Raw genomic sequence first — 24308 nt, forward strand, 5'->3', positions numbered from 1 at the left:
CAATAATAAGAATAGGGGTAAAGAATGGCACTCACAAAAGCCGATATGACGGAACAACTATACGAAGAGTTGGGATTTAATAAACGTGAAGCAAAAGAACTGGTTGAAATGTTCTTTGAAGAAATCCGTGGAGCACTTGAAGAAGGTGATCAGGTAAAACTTTCCGGATTTGGTAATTTCGAATTACGCGACAAAAATGAACGGCCTGGCCGTAACCCGAAAACGGGTGAAGAGATTCCAATCACCGCCCGTCGTGTCGTTACTTTCCGTCCTGGCCAAAAACTGAAAGCAAGGGTGGACAGTTATGCTAGAGGCGAGTAATAACAACGAACTACCGGCCATTCCTGGTAAACGCTACTTTACCATTGGTGAAGTGAGTGAATTATGCGGGGTTAAACCGCATGTTTTACGTTACTGGGAACAAGAATTTACGCAACTAAAACCGGTAAAACGTCGCGGAAATCGCCGGTATTATCAACGCCATGATGTGGTATTGATTCGCGAAATTCGTGGCTTGCTTTATGAACAGGGTTTTACTATTGGTGGTGCTCGCCAGCAATTGGAAACCGAGCATAAATCCGAAGCAACTCACAGCAACGAAAACCGCAAACAACTGATTGATGAAATGCTGAAAGAACTGGAACAAATTCGTACGATTCTGGCTTAATACGTTATAATTCCACTGTTTTGTTGCTTGTCGGGGCATGGCGCAGCCTGGTAGCGCACTTGCATGGGGTGCAAGGGGTCGAAGGTTCAAATCCTTCTGTCCCGACCACTAGCAACTTTAGGGCTTGTTGATCTTTCATCTCCGCCAGCAGTGGTGGATATGAAAGATCAACAAGCCCTGATATCATCACAACGCTCTTAATGGGCGTTGTTTTGTTTCTACCGTCTGAAAATCACAGGATCGACTATGCAATTCAATACCCTTGGCAATAGTAATCTAAAAGTCAGCCAGATTTGTCTTGGCACAATGACTTATGGTGAACAGAACAGCCAACAGGAAGCATTTGAACAGCTTGATTACGCGGTATCGCAGGGTATTAACTTCATTGATACGGCAGAGCTTTATGCCATTCCACCCAAAGCAGAAACCTATGGTGCTACTGAAACGATTGTTGGCAACTGGTTAAAACAGCATGGTCGTCGTGAGGATTTGGTCATTGCCAGTAAGATTGCCGGTCCGGGTGCTGATTGGGTTGGGCACATACGTCAGGGTAAATCACGATTTGATGATAAAAATATCAGCGAAGCGTTAGACAATAGTTTGCAACGCTTGCAAACCGAATATCTGGATTTATATCAATTACATTGGCCTGAACGACAAACCAATTATTTCGGCAAATTAGGTTATCAACACGATGCTGCTGAAGAAGCAATGACGCCAGTGGTTGAAACCCTGCAGGCATTGGAAAAGCAGATAAAATCCGGAAAAATTCGCTATATCGGTTTATCTAACGAAACCCCATGGGGATTGATGCAGTTTCTTTCAGTGGCAAAATCGATGAATCTTCCAGTGATTGCCTCAATACAAAATCCCTACAGTTTGCTAAACCGTACCTACGAGATTGGCTGTGCCGAAATCAGTTATCGAGAGAATGTTCCACTATTGGCTTATTCACCTTTAGGATTTGGCGTGTTGACAGGGAAGTATCTCCAGAATAATGCTCCCGACACTGCCCGAATGAGTTTATGGCCACATTATGCACGGTACAGTAATCCACAGGCTGTCAAAGCGACTCAGGCTTATGTCGATTTGGCGAAGCAACATCAGTTAGATCCTGCGCAGATGGCATTGGCTTATGTGAATAGCCGACCATTTACAGCTGCAACTATCATTGGGGCTACCACTATGCAGCAATTAAAGACCAATATCGCCAGCGAAACATTAATGCTGTCGAATGAGGTTGTTACAGCAATCGAAGAGATTCATAAAACGATTCCAAATCCCGCTCCATAACTAACATTAGAGAAATGTGCGCTAGCGCAGGTTAAAGCGTTTGAGGCTATGGTAGTTTATGGTCTTGGTTACATTGCTGATATAAACTGCCGCTGATTCTATTTCGTCATTCTTATATCAGTATTTCTATGCTTAGAAATTCAGGTATCTGGCAACATGGATAGTCAATCCCTATATACCGTGCTTATCGTCGATGACGATCCGGTCACGCGTTTATTGATGAAACAATCACTTCAGGATCCGAACTTATCCATTATCGAAGCTGAAAATGGGCAGCAGGCGATAAGATTATTTGCCGAGTTTTTGCCTGATATCACTTTACTGGATGTTTCCATGCCTGGCATGGATGGGTTTACCTGTTGTCGTCAGCTCCGTTTACTTCCTAAAGGTCAACAAGCAGCAATCGTGATGGTTACTGTGCATGACAAAGTTGATGATATTGAAGAGGCGTTTGCATCGGGGGCGACGGATTTCATTACAAAACCATTCAAATGGCCGTTATTTGCACACCGTGTTCGATATATTCTAAAAGCCAATAATACCTTACGCGAACTTAGTCTGAGCCGTTCAAAACTGGATAAAGCTCAGGCAATTGCACATCTAAGCTATTGGGAATGGGATTTCAAACAGAATCAGATTGAATGTAGTGCTGATCTTTACAGGATCTTTGGTATAGAGAAATCCTCAAAAGTCCTTTCATTTAAACAGATTCTTCATCACATTTTTCCTGAAGACAGACCATTATTCAAACAGGCGCTTCGTCGGGCCATTCATCAAAAGCATCCTTATGATATTGAATATCGTATTCAGTCAGGAAGCGGTCAATTGTTTTACCTCCATGAACGAACAGAAATTACCGAAGATTATGATGGGTGGAAGATTATTGGCACGTTGCAGGACATAACTTCACTCAAGCGATCTGAACAGGAGCTCGCTTATTACACGTATTACGATACCCTTACAGATTTGCCGAATAGACGACTGTTTATTGAGCAGCTGGAAACAGCTATTGCTCGTGCCCGACATAAACAACAGTCCTTAACACTGATGTTTATCGATCTGGATCACTTCAAGCATATCAATGATACCTATGGGCATCAGGTCGGTGATGCATTGTTATGTGAGGCTGCGTCGAGAATTAAGGACTGTCTGCGAGATGCGGATTTGATTGCAGTGAGCAAAGATAAGGATGATCGTGTGGCCCGGTTCGCGGGTGATGAATTTACCGTCATGCTGACCAATATTGATAATGTGGATGTGCTGGCAAATATCGCCCAGCGGATAGTGGCCAAATTTGAAAAATCATTTGATATCAAAGAGCATAATGTTTTCAGTACGGTGAGCATCGGTATTGCTCTTTTCCCTGAAGATGGGGACAACGTTCAGGCGTTGATGCAGCATGCTGATGTGGCAATGAATCATGCCAAGGAATTAGGACGTAACAATTACCAGTTTTTCTCAGCAGAAATGAATGATTATCTGTATGAGCGTTTACAGATGGAACAGGATCTGCGCCAAGCATTGGAACGTAATGAGTTTCTGCTGTTTTACCAACCGCAGATTGATGTGCAAACGAAGCAGATCATAGGGTTTGAAGCCTTGCTGCGTTGGTTGCATCCAGTAAAAGGTCTGTTGGGTCCGTTAGTATTTATAGACGTGGCTGAAAAGACCGGTTTGATTATTGCTATTGGTGAGTGGGTGTTAAATCAGGCCTGTTTGCAAACCCGGGGATGGCAGCAACAATTTGATGTTCAATGGCGTGTTTCGGTGAATTTGTCTGCTATGCAGTTTAATCAGCAGTTACTTCTGGAGCAGGTTGGACAAAGTCTCAATAATTCAGGGTTGCCAGCAGCCTCTCTTGAATTGGAAATAACTGAAACGGCGATGCTTAAAGATGTGATGGAGACAATCCCATTATTAAACGCATTAAAAGCAATGGGGGTAGGGCTGGCCATTGATGATTTCGGAACCGGTTATTCTTCATTGAGCTACCTGAAAAACTTTCCGATTAATACCTTGAAAATTGATAAAAGCTTTGTTGATGAAATCGTTGACAATCCCAAAGATGCGGCGATTGCCCGAACTATTGTCCAGCTTGCAGATAATCTTGGTTTGAGAACCATTGCAGAAGGGGTTGAAAGTATTGCGCAGGTAGATATGCTAACTACAATGGGGTGCAAAGAGTTACAAGGTTATTATTACAGTAAACCACTTCCTGCGGGTGAAATAGAACGCTTATTAGAAAATGGTCAGGGCCTGCAAAATCTTTAGCGACGCCTGGTCGGTATTTTGACGACATCTTGCTCATCCCCATAACGATCCAACATACCAATGTCCAGAACGGGTGATGCATCAATATGCTGAGCATCCATCATTTGTGCTACACGCTTTAAGGCAGACATGATCATAGCCTGTTCCCATTCATCCAGTTTACTGAATTCCCGGGTAAAACGATCCTGCAATGGAATTGGTGCACTTTTAAGTGTCTCGGTAGCAGATTCGGTCAGATAGGCATGTACTTTACGTTTATCTGTTTGTGAGCGTTGACGATACACCAGACCACGTTTTTCCAGGCGGTCCAGAATGGTAGTTACCGTAGCCTGGCTTAAACTCATTTCCTGAGCCAGTTCGCCGATGGTGACTTGCCCTTTATCTCGCAGGGTTTGTAACAAGAGAATCTGTGGTGCCGTCAGCCCGGTGGTTTTGGCCAGATATTTAGAATGTAGATCGGTAGCGCGGATAACTCGGCGTAACGCAATAAGCACTTCTTCAATGTGATTCAACAGGTGTTCCCTTTGCTCTTTGTCTAGTCCAAGCGCGTCGATAGTCTCAGTATTAATTTGGATTGAATTCAGCATATTCTCCCACGTTTTTTTACAAATGGTTCAACTTGGGGCAGACCTCTTTTCAAACACAATCCGGTTTAAACTACATCCAATTTCAACGTTATCAAACTAAATTGTGCGACATTGTGTGGTCTGGACTTTTAATTTGTTTAGTGTACTATATATTTAGATTCTGTCATCTGCAAGTCATAAATGTATGATTGTATTGATTAATGAAAAATGTGATGGCAATTTCTATTTTTTATAAGCCATTTAGTGCTTAGTGTAATAAACATTAGAGTTGATTATAAATATGACCCAAACCAAACCCGCACCCTTACCTATAGAGTTGATGCAACCAACGGCAGAGTTGGGTGCAGATGTGCATAAACTCATTTCAGCGTGCCCCCCTTTAGATACCAACTCAATGTATTGCAACTTACTGCAAAGCAGTCATTTTGCAGAAACAGCCGTTGCGGCTGTTCTTGACAATGAATTAGTCGGTTTTATTTCCGGTTATCGCATTCCTAAACGCCCTGAAACACTGTTTGTGTGGCAGGTAGCCGTTGGCGAAAAAGCCCGAGGTCAGGGGCTTGCCGGAAGAATGTTAAAAGCGATTCTTTCGCGAGAACAAAACCGCGATATAAAAAGAATTGAAACAACAATAACCCCGGATAACAAAGCATCATGGGCGTTATTTGAGAGTCTGGCTCGTAAGCTGGATACCGAAATAAGCAGTAGTGTTATGTTTGATCGTCATCAGCATTTTGCCAATCAACACGATACTGAAATGTTAGTCAAAGTTGGCCCATTCAAGCCAATTGCCTAACCCATAATGAATTCAGGTCAGCAATGACCAAAATTTCCACAGGAGAGAAAAGCGAATGAAAATTTTTGAAGAGATCGAATCAGAAGTGCGTTCATATGCCCGCGCGTTCCCTCGTTTATTTGACAAGGCACAAGGCGAGTTGATTTACGATGATGACGGCAATGAATATATAGACTTTCTGGCCGGTGCCGGTTCGCTGAATTATGGTCACAATCATCCGTTATTTAAAGAGAAACTGATCGAATACATTCAACGTGATGGTATTACTCAAGGCCTGGATTTACACACTCGTGCCAAGGGTGAGTTTTTAGAAAGTTTTAACGAGAATATTCTAAAACCCCGTGACCTTGATTACATCGTCATGTTTACCGGTCCAACCGGAACCAATGCCGTTGAAGCGGCATTAAAAATTGCCCGTAAAAAAACCGGTCGTGAAAATATTATCTCTTTCACTAATGGCTGGCATGGTCAAACCCTGGGGGCATTATCGGTGACGGGTAACTCAACCCATCGTGGTGGTGCAGGTATCGCTTTACACGGTTCAACCCGTATTCCTTATGATGGCTATCTTGGTGATGATGTAGATACCACCAACCTGCTCGACAAGATGTTATCGGATTCCAGCAGTGGTGTTGATAAGCCCGCTGCGGTAATTGTTGAAACTGTACAGGGTGAGGGTGGAATTAACGCTGCTTCAATGACATGGTTACAAAGCCTTTCAGAAATCTGCAAGCGCCATGAGGTATTGCTGATTGTCGATGATATTCAGGCTGGCTGTGGGCGTACTGGTACGTTCTTCAGCTTTGAAGAAGCGGGTATTTACCCGGACATTGTCACCTTATCGAAATCATTGAGTGGTTATGGACTGCCATTCGCTGTAGTACTGATGAAACCGGAAGTTGATCAATGGTCTCCGGGTGAGCATAACGGTACATTCCGTGGTAATAATCACGCATTTGTCACTGCTAAAGCCGCGCTGGACTATTTCTGGAAAGACGATAAATTTGCCAAAGAAGTACAACGTAAAGGTCAATATATTGCTGATCGTGTTGATGCTATTGTGACCAGATATGGCGAAGGTAACTTCAACTCACATGGTCGGGGCATGTTCCGTGGCATCAACTGCGTCAGCGGCGAATTAGCGGGTCAAATCACCCGTAAATGTTTCCAGAACGGTTTGATTATCGAAACCAGTGGTGCCGATGATCATGTGGTGAAATTTCTCTGTCCACTGACAATTACCGATGAAAACCTGAAAAAAGGTATCGATATTCTGGAGAAAGCCATTAAGGAAGTGTGTGATAAGGCAGATAGTATTCCGGAAGAAAAAGACTTTTTTGAAGGTGATTACTCAGTGAGTGACGAAGCCAGTAAATCCGATACGTTTGAAGCGGCCGATAACAAAGCAGCAAGTTAATCAACCGGGATCTACTTATCTTTCTAATTCGGTGACTGATCTTTCGGTCACCGGACTTTACAAGTAATTAACAGAGGACAAGTCATGATTGTCAGACAACTACAAGAAGCACAACAAACCTCTCGTCGTATCGTTTCGCCGGATGGTAATTGGGAAAGCACCCGTATGTTATTGAAAGATGACAATATGGGGTACTCATTCCATATCACTACAATTTATGCCGGTGCCGATTTCCGTATGCATTATCAGAATCATCTGGAATCAGTGTATTGCATCAGTGGCGAAGGTGAAGTGGAAACACTGGATGACGGCAAAGTCTACAAAATCACACCGGGAACCTTATACAACCTGGATAAACATGATCGCCATATCCTGCGTGCATTTAAAGAACTTCACCTTGCCTGCGTATTCAACCCACCTTTGAATGGTAAAGAAGTTCACAACGCTGAAGGTGCCTATGAACTAGACGCTGAAGCAGTAACTGAATAACAGGCAATGCAGCCTTTCCGGTTTGGTCCGGAGTACAACGAATTAACAGAGAGTAGATATGCAATTTCATACGGTAGAAAAAATAGGCGGCACCTCAATGAGCGACTATGTCGCGGTGCGCGACAATATTATTCTGAAACCGGTTCATAACGAGTCAATTTACAATCGTGTATTTGTTGTTTCAGCATACGGTGGTATCACCAATCTGCTACTTGAGCATAAGAAAAACGGGACAGCAGGCGTGTATGCTGAATTTGCCAATAGTCTGAATGATGACAGTTGGCAAGAAGCGATGGAAAAGCTCAAGCAGGAGATTTTTTCCATCAACCAGCAATTGTTTAAAGATAAAAAAACATTGAAGCAGGCTAATGAGTTTATTGGCGAACGGCTGGAAGATGCAGAACGTGTTTTGGCCGATTTACAACGTCTTTGCCAGCATGGTCATTTTGCGCTGGATATGCATTTGGCTACGGTACGTGAAATGCTGGCCAGTATCGGCGAAGCGCACAGTGCCTGGAATACAGCCACCTTATTGAAAAAAGACAAGATCAACGCCCGTTATGTGGATTTGACCGGCTGGCAGACTGACAAACACATGAAGCTGGATGAGCGTATTGATAAGGCGTTTGCCAAAATTGACCTCAGTAAAGAGTTACCCATTGTCACCGGTTATGCCCACAGCGATGATGGTTTGATGTCTACCTTTGATCGTGGTTACAGCGAAATGACGTTCAGTCGTATTGCCGTATTAACCAATGCCAACGAAGCGATTATTCATAAAGAGTTTCATCTGAGCAGTGCTGATCCACGACTGGTCGGCGAAGATAATGCGGTACCGATTGGCCGAACTAATTATGATGTCGCAGATCAGCTGGCCAATCTTGGTATGGAAGCCATTCACCCTAAAGCAGCAAAAGGGTTGCGGCAGAATAATATTCCATTGAGGGTGCGCAATACCTTTGAACCGGAACACGCTGGTACCTTAATTACCGGTGACTACATCAGCAGCAAGCCCTGCGTGGAAATTATCGCCGGTTGCAAACATGTCTATGCCTTTGAGCTGTTTGATCAGGATATGGCTGGTAATATTGATCTTTATGACCGTGAAATCCTGGCACAGATCCGCAGAAATAAAGCACATATCATTTCCAAAGATATTAATGCCAATACCATCACGCATTATCTTTCAGCCAGTCTGAAGAATATCCGCCGGATCCGAGAGGCTTTACAGGAACAGTTCCCTGAAGCTGAAATCAATCAGCAGAAAGTAGCGATTGTTTCTGCCATTGGCAGTGATATGAAAATCCCTGGTATTCTGGCACGTACCGTCAGCGCATTGGCTGAGAAAAATATCAGCGTGCTGGCAATGCATCAGTCAATGCGTCAGGTGGATATGCAATTTATCATTGATGAAGACGACTATGCGGACGCTATCAAAAATCTGCACAGTTACTTAGTTGAAGTTCATGACCACGGAAGGGCGATTTGCCTTGCGTCATAAACACGTTATGTATGGGTGTTTGCTCAATACCGGCTCCACAGAACCGGAACTGCTGCAGGTAGCGCCTTAACTGAAATCGCCCATAGGGCAATTATAAACAGAAGATGATGTATCAGAAGAGCCGGCTTTGTAACATTTGCAGAACCTTCTCAGGATAAAAGCTATTACAGCCCGGTGAAACGTCTGTCTGATTAAATCAAACCCGCCGACAGGCGGGTTTATTGTTTTAGTCCTGCCAGCAAATCCTTTTTCATGCCTTTACTAAAGGGATCCTGTCCAAACCAGATATCAAAATAGACTTCCCCTAGTTTTGCATCGTCGCTCTGGCTCAGCTGCTGGCCATTTTTGAATAATATTAAACCTTCTGCTGAAGAATAGCGTATATCGAATCGATCACCTGGTTCGGCTTGCTGATACCCGCTATTAAACTCCACCAATGCTGATTCAATTGATTCAAAGGTTGTTTGGTTTACATTACGTTTGAGCAATTCCACCGAGGATTTTTGAAAATCCTCGGCATCAAAAGCGCGCTTATAAATAAACGAAAGTTGAACCATCTGGCTGGTGAGTTCACTATCTTCGCGACACTGTTCACGATATAACGCGACATCGCCAAGATTAAACAACATGACTTTTATCGGTACCGCAGAACATTGTTGCAGGGTAGTATTATCCAGTTGAATCTTCGATTCAAAGCTATTGGCACTGGCCAGCTGTAATGGCACCAACAAGCCCCATAAAACATGTTTTTTCATAATTGATTCCGGATTTTTCTCAGTGAATAACCAATGATTGGCAGGTATTGATAAAAGCCATCCACACCATCCCAGAAATCCTGATGCAGAATGATTTTGCCATCTTCATCAAAGCGTAACTGGCTGATACCAATAGATTCGCTATCGACTTTTTTTCCCATTACCGAAAACTGCATTCGCATCACCCAACGCACATAAATATCCTGTTTGCTAAGTGCGATATCTTCAATCTGCACTTCAAGATGATCCACTTGGTGACCTGTCTGCTGCATGTAATCAATCAGCTCGTTTCTATCGGTGATGGTGCGAAAGGTGTCGTTAAAATAAAGGGTTTCGGCGTAGGTTTCGTTGATAATGGTTGCTACATCACCGTGTTGAACCTGATTAAATACTGCAATGAAACCTTTTACGGCTTCAGCTTCATTTATTGGTTTTGAACCCTCAACAGAGATAGCTTTTCTATAATCATCTAAGTAGGCACTTTGCATGGTGTTCCCGCTACAGGCTGATAACAGAATAAAAAACGGCAATAACCACGATAATCTTGATTGAATAGCTTGTTTGAGCATGGTGATATTTCCGTTTCACTATTTGCGTAGTTCATCAAAACGTATCACTTGTGAAAACGGGGTGAAGAGTATGTGCAGCTATTCTTCACACGCAATTCACGCTTTGCTGATTAAGCTTGGCACCATCGAAAAAGAGACACTTCATGAAATCAATTCGACAATGGTTTGACAATGGTGAAGCCGCCTATTCAGCAGAGTCTGTCGAGAGCGCTGAGGATGGTATTGACTGGTTGAGGGTTATTCCATTTCTGGTTTTACATCTGGCCTGTTTAGCTGTCTTTTTTGTTGGCATATCTGCTGTGGCCGTTCTCATGGCTGTAGCATTGTATTTGATAAGAATGTTTGCCATCACGGCGTTTTACCATCGGTATTTTGCGCATAAATCCTTTAAAACCACTCGACCGGTACAGTTTCTGTTTGCTTTGATCGGCGCAAGCGCCACCCAGCGGGGGCCTTTATGGTGGGCAGCTCATCATCGGCAGCATCATCGGCATGCTGATCAACCTGCCGACCCGCATTCACCCAAGCAGGGTTTTTTCTGGAGTCACATGGGCTGGTTTCTCTCCGGCAAGCACTATCAGGCCGATTACAAGCTGATCCCGGATTGGCAGCGTTTTTCAGAACTACGTTGGTTGGATCGTTATGATCTGGCTGTTCCGGTGTTATTGGCGTTAGCATTATTTATTCTCGGTGTGCTGTTGGAGAAGTATTTCCCCGGTTCCGGAACCAGTGGCTGGCAAATGCTGGTGTGGGGATACTTTATTTCAACGGTTGTTCTGTTACATGCCACTTTACTGATCAACTCCATGGCGCACTGTCTGGGCAAAAAGCGCTATCAAACGGCTGATGAGAGTCGTAATAACCTATTTCTGGCATTACTGACTCTGGGAGAGGGGTGGCACAATAATCATCATCATTATCCAGCATCAGCAAGACAGGGATTTTATTGGTGGGAAGTGGATATCAGTTATTACATTTTGAAATTAATGCAAAAATCGGGACTTATCTGGGACGTACGCACAGTGCCACTCCACAAGCGTGAAAGTAAGAAAATCCTCCCTGAGGAAAGTGTATGAAAATTGCGATAATTGGCGCGGGTATATCTGGTTTGACCTCTGCATATTATCTGGCAAAACAGCATCATGTCACGGTATTTGAAGCGAGTAATTATCTGGGGGGGCACACGGACACACATTGTTTGGAGCTTGCCGGCAGATCATTTAATGTGGATACCGGTTTTATTGTTTTCAACGAACAGAACTATCCGAATTTTACCCGGTTATTAAGTGAATTAGGGGTCGAAAGCCAGCCGACAGAAATGAGTTTTAGTGTCAGTAATGTCCAATCTGGTCTGGAGTATAACGCTGGTGATCTGAATAAATTATTCTGTCAGCGACGTAATCTGTTGAATTTCCGCTTTTACCGAATGTTATGGGATTTGGTGCGGTTTTATCGTGAAGCACCACTGCTTTTGAACGAAGATGATGATGGTCTGACTCTGGGGCAGTATCTGGCTATCAACAACTACAGCGATATATTCATTAACGATCATCTCATTCCGATGGCATGTGCCTTATGGTCCGGCCCCAGTATGTCAGTGGTGGATTTTCCGGCGCAATATTTTATTCGTTTTATGCATAACCATCATATGTTGTCGTTAACCGACCGGCCTCAGTGGCGCGTTGTAACGGGTGGTTCCAAATCCTATGTTGATGCGCTGGTAAAGCAGAGCAATGCTGAATTTATAACTGGCACGCCAATTCATCGTATCGAGCGTAATTTGCATGGTGTGACATTGACTGTAGATGGTGAAAAACGTCATTTTGATAAAGTGATCATCGCCGCTCATGCCGACCAGGCATTACGTATACTGGATCAACCCAGTGAGACCGAAGTGGCTGTTCTGGGTGGCATAGGTTTTCAGGAAAACGAAATGCATTTGCATACCGATATCAGCCTGTTGCCCAAAAATTCCCAGGCATGGGCCAGCTGGAATGTGCGGGTAGGACCAGAGTTGCAGCAACAGTGTACGGTCAGTTATCACATGAATACCTTGCAGAGTCTGGTTGCACCGGCAGAGCTGATTGTCTCGTTAAATTCAGGGCATCTAATTAACCCGAAAAATGTATTGGTACATCGTCGTTATGCCCATCCAATATATAACCTGTCAACACTCAACGCCCAACGTCGCTGGCAGGAAATCGCTGACACGCAGCATACATTTTATTGCGGTGCCTATTGGGGATGGGGCTTTCATGAAGATGGTGTGAGCAGTGCGTTACGGGTTATTGATGCCCTTGAAGAATCTAAGCCGGGAGTGGCCAATGTTGCCTGATGGCATTTATCGTGGCTGGGTTAATCATCAACGCCATTTACCCAATAAACATGGTTTTCAATATCCACTAGCGATGTTGATGCTGGACTTGGATGAATTGCAGACACACTTCAAACGCTCACGCTTCTGGTCACTGGAACGTTTCAATCTGATTAGTTTTTATCGTAATGACTACCTGCAATCCGAACAGACCGATTTAAAGCAGGCAGTGTTCGATTTGATCTATGAACGTAGCGGCGAGAATTTCGCTGGAAGTGTGAAGATACTTACTCACCCTCGCTATCTGGGGTTTATCTTTAATCCAGTGACCTTTTATTTCTGTTTTGATCAGCAACAGCTCCAATTTATTGTTGCGGAAATTAATAATACGCCGTGGAACGAACGTCATGCCTACGTATTAAAAGTCGATCAACAGCAGAGTCAGCCATGGCGGTTTGATTTTGATAAGCAATTCCATATTTCACCGTTTATGCCGATGGATATTCAATATCACTGGCGATTTAAGCTGGATAAGGGTGCCATTAATATCAATATGGTGTTACTGCGTGAAGGCGAGCGTCAGTTTGATGCAACCTTACAGGCTGATTTTCAGCCAATGACCGCCAGAAGCATGCGCTGGTTACCGATTCGTTATCCGATGCAGACACTCAGGGTCGTATTGAGAATCTACTGGCAGGCATTGCGGTTATGGGGAAAACATACGCCTACTTTCAGTCATCCTGATCAGCAAGCTGAGACTGTGACTCAACCTGTTATCCATCATGGAGATGATAAATGAGTAAAACGGCCATCATTGAAACGCAAAATAGCAAGATTAGCCGTCTGTCGAAACTCTATGAAAAAGGGGTTATTCGTCAGCTCAGCCGGATCCAGAAAGGCTGCATCCACCTTCATACTGCGGGGGAAGTCTATGAGCTGGGTGAGCCTCAAGCGGACTTGTCTGTATGTCTGACTGTCTATGACCGACGTTTTTTTGAGTCCATAGTGCAAGGTGGTAGCGTCGGAGCAGCAGAGTCCTATATGCAGGGTGACTGGCAGTGTAGTGATTTAACGGCTCTGGTGCGGATTCTGGTGCGTAACCAGTCGTTGACTGATGAACTCGAACAGGGCTTTGCCAGAATTACCGGTGCGTTATTAAAAGGCTTTCACTGGCTAAACCGTAACAGCCGGCGTGGCAGTCGCAAGAATATTGCTGCACATTATGATCTGGGGAATGATTTATTTGAATTGTTTCTGGATAAAGACTGGATGATGTATTCCTCCGCGCTTTATTACACCGGCAACGAATCATTGGAAACCGCACAACAGCAAAAGCTGGCGAGATTGTGTGACAAGCTGGATTTGCAAGCCACAGATCATTTATTGGAAATTGGCACGGGCTGGGGTGGTTGTGCGGTATTTGCTGCACAGCATTATGGCTGCAGAGTCACCACGACGACGATATCCAGACAGCAATATGACTATGCTGTTCAACGCGTTGAAAAAGCCGGATTAACCGATCGAATAACGGTTTTGCTTGAGGATTATCGTGATCTGCAAGGTCAGTTCGATAAGCTTATTTCCATTGAAATGGTCGAAGCGGTTGGGCATCACTATATTGATGATTATTTTCAGCGCTGTGCTGCTTTATTAACGACGGATGGCCTGGCGATTATCCAGGCTATTACGCTGGAAGATCATCGCTATGCACAGGCCGTAAAATCAGTGGATTTTATCAAGCGCTACATTTTCCCCGGCAGTTTTATCCCCAGTGTCACAGTGCTGAGTAATTCGGCTGCCAAAGCCAAACTCAAACTTACCAGTCTGGAAGATATCGGTCCCAGTTATGCTATTACTCTTGCAGCCTGGCGTGAACGTTTTAATGGCGCTTTGGATAAGGTAAGGGCCATGGGGTATCCCGAATCGTTTATTCGCATGTGGGAATTTTATCTGTGTTACTGCGAAGGCGGTTTTGCTGAACGCAGTATCAGTGATGTGCATTTGTTATTCAGCAAAGCTGACAATCGTCGAGCCCAGTGGTGTCCAGCGTATGCCTGAACGACTGACTATCATCAACTTTTTACTGTTTCAAATCGGTTGGTTCGCCTGTGTATTAAGTGGTGCAGCCGGTTTGAATTCGCCGGCGCTATTATTTACTGCAGCATTTTTATTTGTTCATTTCCGCTTTTATCCCTGGAAACTAACGGATTACAAACTGGTATTAGCCGCCATTTTAATTGGTGTCATTTTAGATTCCAGCTGGTCTGCCTGGGGCTTGATGGCCTATCAGGCGCAAACTATAGAACCGATTGCTCCGTGGTGGATCTGGTGTTTGTGGATTAATTTTGCCTTAACCCTTAATCATTCAATGTCCTGGTTGTTAAAACATCGTTTGCTGGCGGGGATATTATCTGCCGTTGCCAGTCCGGTTTCCTATTATGCGGGCAGTCGATTGGGTGCCTTGCAATGGTTGCAGCCGGAAATATTGATTATTGTGCTTGGCATCAGCTGGGGACTGGTTATTCCATTATTACTGACACTGACTCTCTTTTGGCGAAATCAAGAATCAGGGACGCAACATGCTGTGGTTTAGTTTTTTTATCGTTTCACTGATCATGCTGGGCGGCTGGTTGTGGCAACTTCGCAGTAAAAATGCCGGTATTGTTGATGTTTTATGGGCATTTTCACTGAGCTTTTTAGCATTGTTTCATTTGATTACCAGTGATGGTTATCTGCCATTAAGTCTGCTGGCGGCCAGTATTATGTTTTTATGGTACCTACGTTTGGGACTGCATCTTGCTCAACGGGTATTAGGTGAGGATGAAGATGGCCGCTATAAATACTTGCGAGACTACTGGGCCGATAAAACCAATTTTTACCATTTTTTCTTTTTCCAGTTCCAGGCATTACTGGCCTGGGGTTTTGCCATTCCGGTCTGGTTAATCAGTCAGGGACAGATTGAAAATTTGGGACTGGCTCAATATGCTGGCCTGGCGATAGCGATAATCGCCATTATCGGCGTCACCACGGCGGATAAGCAATTAGCCGCTTTCAAAGCGGATCCCAAAAATAAAGGCGAGGTGTGTGAGAAAGGCCTGTGGAATTATTCCAGACATCCGAATTACTTTTTCGAATGGTTGCACTGGTTTGCTTATCCATTAATGGGAATGGGGCTGGAATATGGCGGTTGGTTATGGTTGGCACCGCTTATCATGCTGTTATTTCTGTATTTCATTACCGGCATCCCATATACCGAACAACAGGCAATTCGCAGTCGTGGCGATAAATATCGCCGTTATCAACAAACTACCAGTGCATTTATTCCCTGGAGGAAAAAAACATGAGTCTTATTTCTATAGCCGAAAAAGGCCTGGTGCCTGATGCGTTAATACGACTCGGCATCCGCAAGCTGCTAAGACAAAGACTTCATGATGAAAATGCCTATGATCCTGAAGCCGCCAGTGAAATTAAAAATCAATGCATTGAAATGTTGCGCAACAGTCCTATTGCCATTGAAACTCAAGCTGCGAATGAACAGCATTATGAAGTTCCGGCCGAGTTTTATCAGCTGTCATTGGGCAAACACCTTAAGTACAGTGGTTGCTGGTGGGATGATTACACTGTGTCACTGGATCAGGCTGAAAAAGCCATGCTGGATGTTTATGTCGAACGCGGAGATTTTAAAAACGGTCAGGATATTCTTGAGCTTGGTTGTGGCTGGGGCTCGCTGACCCTATATCTTGCTGAGCGTTTCCCTTATTCACGTATTACTGGAGTGTCAAATTCAAATTCGCAACGTGAATATATCGAAAGACAGGCATTAGCCCGTGGTTTAACCAATATCCATATTATTACCTGTGATGTGAATGAACTGGAACTGGACACACAATACGACCGTATCGTGTCAATTGAGATGTTTGAGCATATGCGTAATTACCAGCAATTGCTGGATAAAGTCAGTCGGTGGCTGAATGCTGAGGGCAAATTGTTTGTACATATTTTCTGCCATCGCAGTGTGGTTTATCCATTTGAAACGGAAGGCGATGATAACTGGATGGGGCGTTATTTCTTTACGGGTGGCTTAATGCCTTCGGCAGATACCTTGTTACATTTTCAGGATGCGTTGCAAATTGAAAAGCAATGGCTGGTCAACGGCCAGCATTATCAGAAAACAGCCGAAGCCTGGCTGGAAAACACAGATAAGAATGCCCGCCAGATTAAAGATTTGTTTGATCAGACCTATGGCAAGGGCGAAGGTGCTATCTGGCTCCAACGCTGGCGGTTGTTTTTTATGGCCTGTGCCGAGTTGTTTGGCTATCGCGATGGGACTGAATGGCTGGTCACGCACTATTTATTTTCCAAACGGGTAAACTGAGGCAATGGCTAAATCCAATACCAATCTGCAAGCCAAGCTGGTTAAAGTCTTTCTGATTCAGGTAGCGTTAATCAGTCTGGTCGCTATTGCGGGTATTTATGCCGCAAAAGCTACACTGCAGGATGTATTGGTTCGCGCCGCACTGGAGGGCGAGGCGCAACATTTCTGGGATATGCGATCTGAGGATTCTGACTTTCCTTTACCTAATACTATGAATCTGAAAGCCTATATGGCTGAGGGTAATGATTATTCGCATTTACCGCCGTCATTACAGGAGCTTGGACCAGGCCTACAGCGAACTGAGCTCGGCGGACAGCAGCCAATTGTGTATGTTGAAGATAAAGCTAATCGTCGTCTGTATCTGATCTTTGATGAAGTTAAGGTTTCACGTTTGGCGCTGGTGTTTGGGTTATTACCTTTGGCTTTAGTGCTGGTGGTGCTTTATCTGTTGGCGTGGATAGCCTATCGCCAGTCACATAAAGCGGTTTCACCTATTATGAAACTGTCCCGTGCGGTCAATGATGTGGATTTTCGTGAAGGTAACTTCCCACAGCTGGATCTGGATGAACTACGGAATATTCCTGATGATGAGGTCTCCAGTCTGGTTCGGGCATTGGACGAGTTTACCAACCGGTTGGAAAACTTTGTTGAGCGGGAGCGGAATTTCACCCGTGATGTCAGCCATGAATTAAGAACTCCGATTGCGGTTATTCGCGGGGCATTGGAGCTAGTTGAACGAAAATATGGCGATCAGGCGGTAACGGAAATGAACCGAATGTACCGCACCTTGACGGATATGGAATCGCTGATTGAAACACTGCTGTTATTGGCGAGGGAACAAGTGGAGGCTTTGCCTTTACGGGAAGTGACGGTCAATGATTTGATTGCTGCAGAACTTGATAACCTTCGTATGATTCACCAGGATAAACCCATCACTGTGAATGTAGAGGAATCCGGTATTTTAGTTGTTCAGGCAGCTGAACGTGTGTTGCCTATCCTGATCGGCAACTTATTACGTAATGCCTTTAACTATACACAACGTGGCAATATCACTGTATCTATTCGTTCAGATGGTTTTTCGGTGGCAGATAGTGGAATTGGTATGGATAGGGATCAAATGCAGAAAGTGTTTAAACCGTTTTTCCGTGCGGATGATAAGCAGCAGACAACAGGGTATGGTATTGGTATGACTATTGTGAAACGGCTTTGCAATCGTTACGAATGGAATTTACGTTTATCCAGTAAAATGGGCGAAGGCACCGAGGTCAGTGTGCACTTTCCCAAAGCCCAGTTTCGTAGTCTTTGATTAGGCATTTTGGATCGATTACCGCTCGCTACTGTTGCTGAAGATTCTGCATGGTCTATGGGGCTTACAGATCTTCTTCTCTGCAGAGCTTATAGCCTACGCCCGGTAAGGTATGCATCAACTGATTCTGAAAGGGTTTATCCAGGCTTTTTCGCAGGTTGTACAAATGGCTGCGTAACGTATCACTGTCAGGCGTATCATCTCCCCAAACTTCAGCTTCAAGCCGTTCACGACTGACAATCTTGGGGGATTCGCGCATCAGAATTCGCAATATATGCAAAGTGATAGGAGACAGCTTGATAACCTGCTCACCACGCATGACACGCATGGTATCCAAATCATAGGTCAGGTCGGCAACCGTTAACTTGCCCCCCTCCAGTTCACCACGCTGACGTCTTATCATCGCAATCAGCCGCGCTTCCAATTCGCGCATTTCAAATGGTTTGATTAAATAGTCATCTGCACCCAGATCAAAGCCATTGACTTTGTCATTAATCGTGTCACGAGCCGTGAGCATAATGATTGGTGTATGTAAATGCATTTCATGACGTAACCTGCGGCAGACTTCAAAGCCGTCGATGCCGGGAAGCATGATATCCAGCACAATGGCATCATAATGATGTTCTTCGCATAACTGCAGCGCGGTGATGCCATCAGTTGCAAAATCAACAGTAAAGCCACCAAGTTCTAGATAATCGCCCACATTAGCTGCTAAATCACGGTGATCTTCCACAATTAAAACCGTTGCTGATACTGCTTTCATACTATTCTCTTAAGGCCTGATATAGCTACGTTACGATGTATATAAATTCATCGCAAGTAACATTTTTGGGAATTTCTCCCAAAATTTAACAAAAGCTGTTTGACTAATTAAATAACAATCATTATCATTAACATCAACGTTAATTAACCGGGTTTATTTCATGATAGTTTGTGTATGCAACAACGTGAATGTAGAGAAAGTTAAAGCCTCTATTGATGCAGGCGCAGACACGCTTGAAGCTATCCGTGAAACTACCGGAGCAGCAGCATGCTGCGGTAAATGCCAGTTCAAAGTGAACCGTGTTTTACAGCAACACGCGCCACAGCTCGATGATCAGAATGGCTATCTGGTTGCTCAGACTGTAAACGCCTCTCATTAAAGTTGCGCAGATATCGCAACAGCATAAACTTCCCGCATTTATTAATCTGATTCCTTTCTCAAAACCATGAAAATTTCATGGTTTTTCTCTGTTCAACAAGTTATTAATTTGTTTAGCTTTAATCTTTATTACTGATTTAGATCCGGGCGAGGAATGCAATGCAGATGATAATTGTTATCATTTGTCTTTAATATCAATAACTTATCTTTGACTTTTATGGCTTATTAACGATAATCAACACTATCGAGCAATGAGAGAGGGATAATCCGATGAAAGGCGATAAAAAAGTTATTGAGTTGCTGAATAAAGTATTGGGCAATGAGCTGGTTGCTATTAACCAATATTTTCTGCATGCCAAAATGTATAAGGATTGGGGCCTGAAAAATCTCTATGAGCATGAGTATCATGAATCCATTGATGAAATGAAACATGCGGATGCACTGACTGAAAGGGTTCTGTTTTTGGAAGGGTTACCAAACCTGCAGGATCTTGGTGCATTACGTATCGGAGAAAATACCCGTGAAATGTTGGAAGCGGATCTCTCTTTAGAGCTGGATGCGATTCCGGATCTGAAAGAGGGCATTCAATACTGCGAACAGATTGCTGATTACGTTACCCGTGACTTATTCAAGTCTATTCTTGAATCCGAAGAAGAACACGTCGACTGGCTGGAAACCCAGCTGAGTCTGATTGATAAAATGGGTATTGAAAACTACCATCAGGCACAAATCGTTAAAGAAGCCGAGTAACAATACAGGTTTCAATTTAAAAGCTCCATCAGCCATGCTGATGGGGCTTTTTTGTATTCAGAATATGTAACTTTTTCTATAAATCAGCATGAAAGTTTGCCATTTTCAGATAACTCTCCAGGAAGTGTATCCCTATAATTGAAGATATAAATATGCTTTGCAGATTCTCTTAAAGGACAAAAAATGATTAATGCTTATGCGACACTGGAAGCGGGGGCTAAACTCACCCCTTATCAATATGATCCTGGTCCGCTTGGCGATCATGAAGTCGAGATTGAGATGCGTTATTGTGGCATTTGTCATAGTGATATCAGCATTATTGATAATGATTGGGGAATGTCCTCATATCCTGTTGTGGCCGGACATGAAGTGGTCGGAACAGTAAGTCAGCTAGGTACGGCTGTGACCAATCTGGAGGTCGGCCAAACCGTTGGTTTAGGCTGGTATGCAGATTATTGTGAAAGCTGTGAACAATGTCATAACGGTGATGAAAATATATGTCCGGATCTCACACCCACCATCGTTGGGCATCATGGCGGCTTTGCCGATAAGGTTAGGGCCAATGCCAATAGTGTGATCCCACTGCCTGAAGACATTGATCTCAAATCAGTCGGGCCTTTGCTGTGTGGTGGGCTGACCGTCTTTAATCCCTTGGTTCAATTTGCCATCAAGCCAACCGATAAAGTTGGCGTGATTGGTATTGGTGGATTAGGCCATATTGCATTGCAATTTCTGCAAGCCTGGGGCTGTGAAGTCACGGCATTTACCAGCTCGTCCAAATTACAGGAAGCTCTGGATATGGGCGCTCATTACAGCGTGGACTCGCGTGATGAAAACGTCATGGCAGAACTGCCCAGAAAATTCGATATGATTCTCTCTACAGTTAACGTCAAACTGGATTGGAACCTGTACCTGAGTAAATTAAAACCCAGAGGGCGGCTGCACTTTGTCGGCGCCACGATGGAGCCATTGGATATCAAAGTGTTTAACCTGACAGAAGCGCAAAGAAGTATCTCTGGCTCTGACACCGGTAGCATACAAACCTGCAACAAAATGCTGGAATTTGCACAGCGTCATCAGGTGAAACCAGTGGTTGAAATGTATCCATTTGAGCAGATAAACGAAGCAATTGAAAAACTGCGTAAAGGCGATGTGCGTTATCGCATTGTGTTAGAGCGCTAATCAGCAAAATAAGTGAAATTTAACTTTACTGATTGCAAATAAAAAGCCCCATCAGCATAACTGATGGGGCTTTAATATTCTGGGTAACCTATTGATAATACTAGGTTAATGTTGGTACCGAGGGCGAGAATCGAACTCGCACTTCCGAAGAAACCGGATTTTGAATCCGGCGCGTCTACCAGTTCCGCCACCCCGGCAACAAGCCGAGCATTATAACGAGGGCTGTTCGATTATGAAAGCCCGTTTTTACCTTTTGATGCTATTTTCCTGCTTGAACTAGATTTTACCTAACGAAAAACACAATAGCTCTGCTATGATCTCGCCATGCATCGTACCGACTTTCAATTTGAACTCCCGCCGGAGTTAATCGCCCAGTATCCGTCCAAACATCGAACTGCCAGCCGCTTGCTGACACTTGATGGTAACAATGGTGAATTGGCCGATCGCCAATTCAGCGATTTTCTGGATTTACTCAAACCCAATGATTTGCTGGTGTTCAATAACACCAAAGTCATTCCTGCTCGCCTGTTAGGCGAAAAAGAAACCGGCGGGAAGATTGAGGTGTTGGTGGAGCGGATATTGGACGATAAACACGTCCTGGCGCATATTCGTAGCAGTAAGTCTCCCGGAGCAGGGCGAATTTTAATCCTTGAAAACGAGCTTCGTGCCGAGGTTCTGGGACGTCAGGATGCGTTATTTGAACTTAAGTTTGATATTGCAGGCGATGTAATTGAGGCGCTCGAACAATATGGACGTTTACCGTTACCTCCATATATAGAGCGTGAAGTTGATAAAAATGATCTGGATCGTTACCAAACCGTTTATGCCAAGCAAATCGGTGCAGTAGCTGCCCCGACTGCCGGACTGCATTTTGATAATGAACTGATGCAGCGTATACGGGACAGCGGTATCGACATGACCGAAGTCACTTTGCATGTTGGTGCAGGAACATTTCAGCCGGTGCGGGTTGAGGATATTCGTAGCCATCAAATGCACTCTGAACGTATTGAAGTCAGCGATACTGTTTGTGAAAAGGTTCGTCAAACCCGTGAAAAAGGCGGACGAGTGATTGCCGTGGGTACCACCAGTGTCAGAGCTTTGGAGAGTGCGTCACGAGGTGGTGAAATTGCCGCCTATTCCGGCGAAACTGATATCTTTATTTACCCAGGCTATCAATTTCGTTCGGTCGATGCGATGGTCACCAATTTCCATCTTTCCGAATCGACTTTATTGATGCTGGTCTCAGCCTTTGCCGGACGCGAGCATATAATGTCAGCCTACCATCACGCCATTGAGCAACGTTACCGTTTTTTCAGTTACGGTGACGCGATGTTTATCACCAGGAAAACTGCATGAAGCTTTTAGATCAGATTCGCTTTGTATTAGTAGGCACCACACATCCAGGCAATATTGGTGCCTCGGCCCGGGCAATGAAGACCATGGGCTTAACCAATCTGCATCTGGTCTCACCGAAAATCTATCCCAGTGCTGAAGCCACTACGCGGGCATCCGGAGCGGATGACGTGCTTGCCAGAGCCGTCGTTCACGACAGCCTGGAGTCAGCTATAACTGGCTGCCAGCATGTGTTTGGCATGAGCGCCCGGCTAAGACATCTGGCCGTACCATTAATGAATCCGCGGGAAGCGGTTACCTCGCTTGAAAAATATGATGATGACACCCATATTGCTATTGTATTTGGTCGCGAGCATTCGGGTTTATCAAATGATGAACTGGATCTATGCCATACACTGGTGAATATTCCGGCGAATCCGGAATATAGCTCATTGAATCTGGCGGCCGCTGTCCAGGTGATGGCTTATGAATTACGCATGAGCTTCACCCCGACGATTGAACGTGGTCGCATTGGTGAGGAACGGGAAGCGATTAATGCTGAAGATCTGGTGCATTTATATGACCATTTTGAGCGAAGCCTGACCACAATAGGCTTTTTAGATCCGAGTAATCCACGCTATTTAATGCGGCGGATTCGCCGATTATTTAACCGGGCAGATCTTGACCGAAACGAAGTTCAGATTTTGCATGGCATTTTGCGTGCAGCAGAGACCAAAGCGAGGAGTTCAAAATGAACGATCAATTACATGTGACCCGCTGGCAGCGTTTTAAGGAAGATATCTACTGTGTATTTGACAGAGATCCCGCCGCGCGCAATGTATTTGAAATCGTTACTACCTATCCTGGTGTACACGCATTAACCCTGCATCGCTTCAGCCACTGGTTATGGAAAAAGGGCTGGATGTGGCTGGCTCGGTTTATGTCGACTATTGGTCGCTGGCTGACCGGGATTGAAATTCATCCGGGGGCTAAAATTGGCCGACGGTTTTTTATCGATCATGGTATGGGTGTGGTGATTGGTGAAACCGCTGAAATTGGTGATGATTGCACTCTTTATCACGGGGTCACGCTGGGCGGTACTTCATGGAAAGGCGGTAAACGTCATCCAACCCTGACCAATAATGTGGTGGTGGGTGCCGGCGCAAAGGTGCTTGGTCCGATTACTGTCCATGAAGGTGCCCGGATTGGTTCAAATGCGGTTGTGGTCAAGGATGTTGCGGCCAACGAAACTGTTGTTGGTATTCCCGGCCGAGTGGTGCGAAGCCAGAAAAATCCGGATAAGAAAGCCCAGGAAAAGCTGGCACAGTCTGTTGGATTTGATGCTTACGGCACTTCCACACAAACGCCTGATCCTGTTGCCTCAGCGATTCATGGTTTGATTGAGCACATTCATTTAATGGAAAAACGCATGGATGCCATGTGCCAGACAATTCACCGTCTTGGCGGTGAAATACCAGAAGTTTCCATGCCGGAATTAGATGGCTGCGAACTGGATAAAGAGTCTGATTCTGCTAAAGTTGACTAAAATAGTCGGACATGAAA

At 44.5% G+C, this 24308-nt stretch carries 26 protein-coding genes and 2 tRNA genes; 23 read left to right on the plus strand and 5 right to left on the minus strand.

Annotation, left to right across the window (positions count from 1 at the left end; genetic code table 11):
* Nucleotides 1–24: 24 nt before the first annotated feature.
* The 5 genes from ihfA (at nucleotide 25) to B2W60_RS07400 (ending at nucleotide 4231) form a co-directional block, all read left to right on the plus strand.
* Nucleotides 25–321, plus strand: coding sequence for an integration host factor subunit alpha (ihfA, locus tag B2W60_RS07380; RefSeq protein WP_014706670.1), 297 nt, complete (start codon nucleotides 25–27; stop codon nucleotides 319–321).
* Nucleotides 305–667: a MerR family transcriptional regulator gene (locus B2W60_RS07385; protein ID WP_292360102.1), complete on the plus strand. Its 363-nt coding sequence runs from the start codon at nucleotides 305–307 to the stop codon at nucleotides 665–667. Before ihfA ends, B2W60_RS07385 begins: the two co-directional genes overlap by 17 nt.
* A 31-nt stretch (nucleotides 668–698) precedes the next feature.
* Nucleotides 699–775 (plus strand) — tRNA-Pro (locus B2W60_RS07390).
* A gap of 138 nt (nucleotides 776–913) precedes the next feature.
* Nucleotides 914–1960, plus strand: a complete 1047-nt coding sequence (locus tag B2W60_RS07395; protein WP_292360100.1) for an NADP(H)-dependent aldo-keto reductase — start codon at nucleotides 914–916, stop codon at nucleotides 1958–1960.
* 156 nt (nucleotides 1961–2116) lie between these two features.
* Nucleotides 2117–4231 carry a two-component system response regulator gene (locus tag B2W60_RS07400; RefSeq protein WP_292360098.1) on the plus strand — a complete coding sequence of 705 codons (2115 nt, stop codon included), beginning with the start codon at nucleotides 2117–2119 and terminating at the stop codon, nucleotides 4229–4231.
* On the opposite strand, the gene B2W60_RS07405 is transcribed toward B2W60_RS07400, so the two are convergent.
* Nucleotides 4228–4818, minus strand: coding sequence for a MarR family winged helix-turn-helix transcriptional regulator (locus B2W60_RS07405; RefSeq protein WP_292360096.1), 591 nt, complete (start codon nucleotides 4816–4818; stop codon nucleotides 4228–4230). The two genes, B2W60_RS07400 and B2W60_RS07405, sit on opposite strands and share 4 nt — an antisense overlap.
* 280 nt (nucleotides 4819–5098) lie before the next feature.
* Between B2W60_RS07405 and ectA the strand changes: the two genes are divergently transcribed.
* From ectA to B2W60_RS07425, 4 genes are all read left to right on the plus strand, one after another.
* On the plus strand, nucleotides 5099–5614 hold the full coding sequence (gene ectA, locus B2W60_RS07410; RefSeq protein ID WP_292360094.1) for a diaminobutyrate acetyltransferase: 516 nt from the start codon (nucleotides 5099–5101) through the stop codon (nucleotides 5612–5614).
* A 55-nt stretch (nucleotides 5615–5669) separates the two neighbouring features.
* On the plus strand, nucleotides 5670–7031 hold the full coding sequence (gene ectB, locus B2W60_RS07415) for a diaminobutyrate--2-oxoglutarate transaminase (protein ID WP_292360092.1): 1362 nt from the start codon (nucleotides 5670–5672) through the stop codon (nucleotides 7029–7031).
* 84 nt (nucleotides 7032–7115) lie between these two features.
* A complete protein-coding gene (locus B2W60_RS07420; protein ID WP_292360090.1) occupies nucleotides 7116–7520 on the plus strand; it encodes an ectoine synthase in 405 nt (134 codons plus the stop codon).
* Between the two features lie 58 nt (nucleotides 7521–7578).
* Entirely contained in the window at nucleotides 7579–9021 is a 1443-nt protein-coding gene (locus B2W60_RS07425; protein ID WP_292360088.1) for an aspartate kinase, read from the plus strand.
* 218 nt (nucleotides 9022–9239) lie between these two features.
* Here B2W60_RS07425 and B2W60_RS07430 read toward each other — a convergent pair whose 3' ends face one another.
* Together B2W60_RS07430 and B2W60_RS07435 are read right to left on the minus strand one after the other, a co-directional pair.
* Complete coding sequence (locus B2W60_RS07430; protein ID WP_292360087.1) at nucleotides 9240–9776, minus strand: chalcone isomerase family protein; 537 nt, start codon at nucleotides 9774–9776, stop codon at nucleotides 9240–9242.
* A complete protein-coding gene (locus B2W60_RS07435) occupies nucleotides 9773–10345 on the minus strand; it encodes a nuclear transport factor 2 family protein (RefSeq protein WP_292360085.1) in 573 nt (190 codons plus the stop codon). The genes B2W60_RS07430 and B2W60_RS07435 overlap by 4 nt, the downstream gene beginning before the upstream one ends.
* 143 nt (nucleotides 10346–10488) lie before the next feature.
* Here B2W60_RS07435 and B2W60_RS07440 point away from each other — a divergent pair, with 143 nt between their 5' ends.
* Genes B2W60_RS07440 through B2W60_RS07475 form a run of 8 tightly spaced genes read left to right on the plus strand, consistent with a single transcriptional unit; the run spans nucleotide 10489 to nucleotide 18340 of the window.
* On the plus strand, nucleotides 10489–11421 hold the full coding sequence (locus B2W60_RS07440) for an acyl-CoA desaturase (RefSeq protein WP_292360083.1): 933 nt from the start codon (nucleotides 10489–10491) through the stop codon (nucleotides 11419–11421).
* Nucleotides 11418–12680 carry an NAD(P)/FAD-dependent oxidoreductase gene (locus B2W60_RS07445; RefSeq protein ID WP_292360081.1) on the plus strand — a complete coding sequence of 421 codons (1263 nt, stop codon included), beginning with the start codon at nucleotides 11418–11420 and terminating at the stop codon, nucleotides 12678–12680. Before B2W60_RS07440 ends, B2W60_RS07445 begins: the two co-directional genes overlap by 4 nt.
* Nucleotides 12670–13458, plus strand: a complete 789-nt coding sequence (locus tag B2W60_RS07450) for a DUF1365 domain-containing protein (protein WP_292360079.1) — start codon at nucleotides 12670–12672, stop codon at nucleotides 13456–13458. Before B2W60_RS07445 ends, B2W60_RS07450 begins: the two co-directional genes overlap by 11 nt.
* The gene (locus B2W60_RS07455; RefSeq protein WP_292360077.1) at nucleotides 13455–14717 is read left to right on the plus strand and encodes an SAM-dependent methyltransferase; all 1263 of its coding nucleotides are present in this window, start codon (nucleotides 13455–13457) and stop codon (nucleotides 14715–14717) included. Before B2W60_RS07450 ends, B2W60_RS07455 begins: the two co-directional genes overlap by 4 nt.
* The gene (locus B2W60_RS07460; RefSeq protein WP_292360075.1) at nucleotides 14710–15252 is read left to right on the plus strand and encodes a DUF2878 domain-containing protein; all 543 of its coding nucleotides are present in this window, start codon (nucleotides 14710–14712) and stop codon (nucleotides 15250–15252) included. Before B2W60_RS07455 ends, B2W60_RS07460 begins: the two co-directional genes overlap by 8 nt.
* Nucleotides 15239–16003: a DUF1295 domain-containing protein gene (locus B2W60_RS07465; protein WP_292360073.1), complete on the plus strand. Its 765-nt coding sequence runs from the start codon at nucleotides 15239–15241 to the stop codon at nucleotides 16001–16003. Before B2W60_RS07460 ends, B2W60_RS07465 begins: the two co-directional genes overlap by 14 nt.
* Nucleotides 16000–17034: an SAM-dependent methyltransferase gene (locus tag B2W60_RS07470; RefSeq protein WP_292360071.1), complete on the plus strand. Its 1035-nt coding sequence runs from the start codon at nucleotides 16000–16002 to the stop codon at nucleotides 17032–17034. The genes B2W60_RS07465 and B2W60_RS07470 overlap by 4 nt, the downstream gene beginning before the upstream one ends.
* Nucleotides 17035–17038: 4 nt before the next feature.
* Nucleotides 17039–18340: a sensor histidine kinase gene (locus B2W60_RS07475; protein WP_292360069.1), complete on the plus strand. Its 1302-nt coding sequence runs from the start codon at nucleotides 17039–17041 to the stop codon at nucleotides 18338–18340.
* 64 nt (nucleotides 18341–18404) lie between these two features.
* On the opposite strand, the gene B2W60_RS07480 is transcribed toward B2W60_RS07475, so the two are convergent.
* Nucleotides 18405–19103 carry a response regulator transcription factor gene (locus B2W60_RS07480; RefSeq protein ID WP_292360067.1) on the minus strand — a complete coding sequence of 233 codons (699 nt, stop codon included), beginning with the start codon at nucleotides 19101–19103 and terminating at the stop codon, nucleotides 18405–18407.
* 160 nt (nucleotides 19104–19263) lie between these two features.
* Here B2W60_RS07480 and B2W60_RS07485 point away from each other — a divergent pair, with 160 nt between their 5' ends.
* The 3 genes from B2W60_RS07485 to ahr all read left to right on the plus strand — a co-directional run bounded on the left by B2W60_RS07485 (nucleotide 19264) and on the right by ahr (nucleotide 21413).
* Entirely contained in the window at nucleotides 19264–19482 is a 219-nt protein-coding gene (locus B2W60_RS07485; protein ID WP_292360065.1) for a (2Fe-2S)-binding protein, read from the plus strand.
* A gap of 269 nt (nucleotides 19483–19751) precedes the next feature.
* Complete coding sequence (gene bfr, locus B2W60_RS07490) at nucleotides 19752–20231, plus strand: bacterioferritin (RefSeq protein WP_292360063.1); 480 nt, start codon at nucleotides 19752–19754, stop codon at nucleotides 20229–20231.
* A 183-nt stretch (nucleotides 20232–20414) separates the two neighbouring features.
* On the plus strand, nucleotides 20415–21413 hold the full coding sequence (gene ahr / locus B2W60_RS07495; RefSeq protein WP_292360061.1) for an NADPH-dependent aldehyde reductase Ahr: 999 nt from the start codon (nucleotides 20415–20417) through the stop codon (nucleotides 21411–21413).
* Between the two features lie 112 nt (nucleotides 21414–21525).
* Here the strand turns inward: ahr and B2W60_RS07500 are convergent.
* Nucleotides 21526–21610: transfer RNA gene (locus B2W60_RS07500), tRNA-Leu, on the minus strand.
* 127 nt (nucleotides 21611–21737) lie between these two features.
* Here B2W60_RS07500 and queA point away from each other — a divergent pair.
* The 3 genes from queA to cysE are packed head-to-tail and all read left to right on the plus strand — an operon-like array spanning nucleotide 21738 to nucleotide 24291.
* Nucleotides 21738–22769: a tRNA preQ1(34) S-adenosylmethionine ribosyltransferase-isomerase QueA gene (gene queA, locus B2W60_RS07505; RefSeq protein ID WP_292360059.1), complete on the plus strand. Its 1032-nt coding sequence runs from the start codon at nucleotides 21738–21740 to the stop codon at nucleotides 22767–22769.
* Nucleotides 22766–23500 carry an RNA methyltransferase gene (locus B2W60_RS07510; protein ID WP_292360057.1) on the plus strand — a complete coding sequence of 245 codons (735 nt, stop codon included), beginning with the start codon at nucleotides 22766–22768 and terminating at the stop codon, nucleotides 23498–23500. Before queA ends, B2W60_RS07510 begins: the two co-directional genes overlap by 4 nt.
* Complete coding sequence (gene cysE / locus B2W60_RS07515) at nucleotides 23497–24291, plus strand: serine O-acetyltransferase (RefSeq protein ID WP_292360055.1); 795 nt, start codon at nucleotides 23497–23499, stop codon at nucleotides 24289–24291. Before B2W60_RS07510 ends, cysE begins: the two co-directional genes overlap by 4 nt.
* The last annotated feature ends 17 nt before the right edge of the window (nucleotides 24292–24308 follow it).

This window comes from Methylophaga sp. UBA2496, from assembly GCF_002341635.1.
Taxonomy (GTDB): Bacteria; Pseudomonadota; Gammaproteobacteria; order Nitrosococcales; family Methylophagaceae; genus Methylophaga.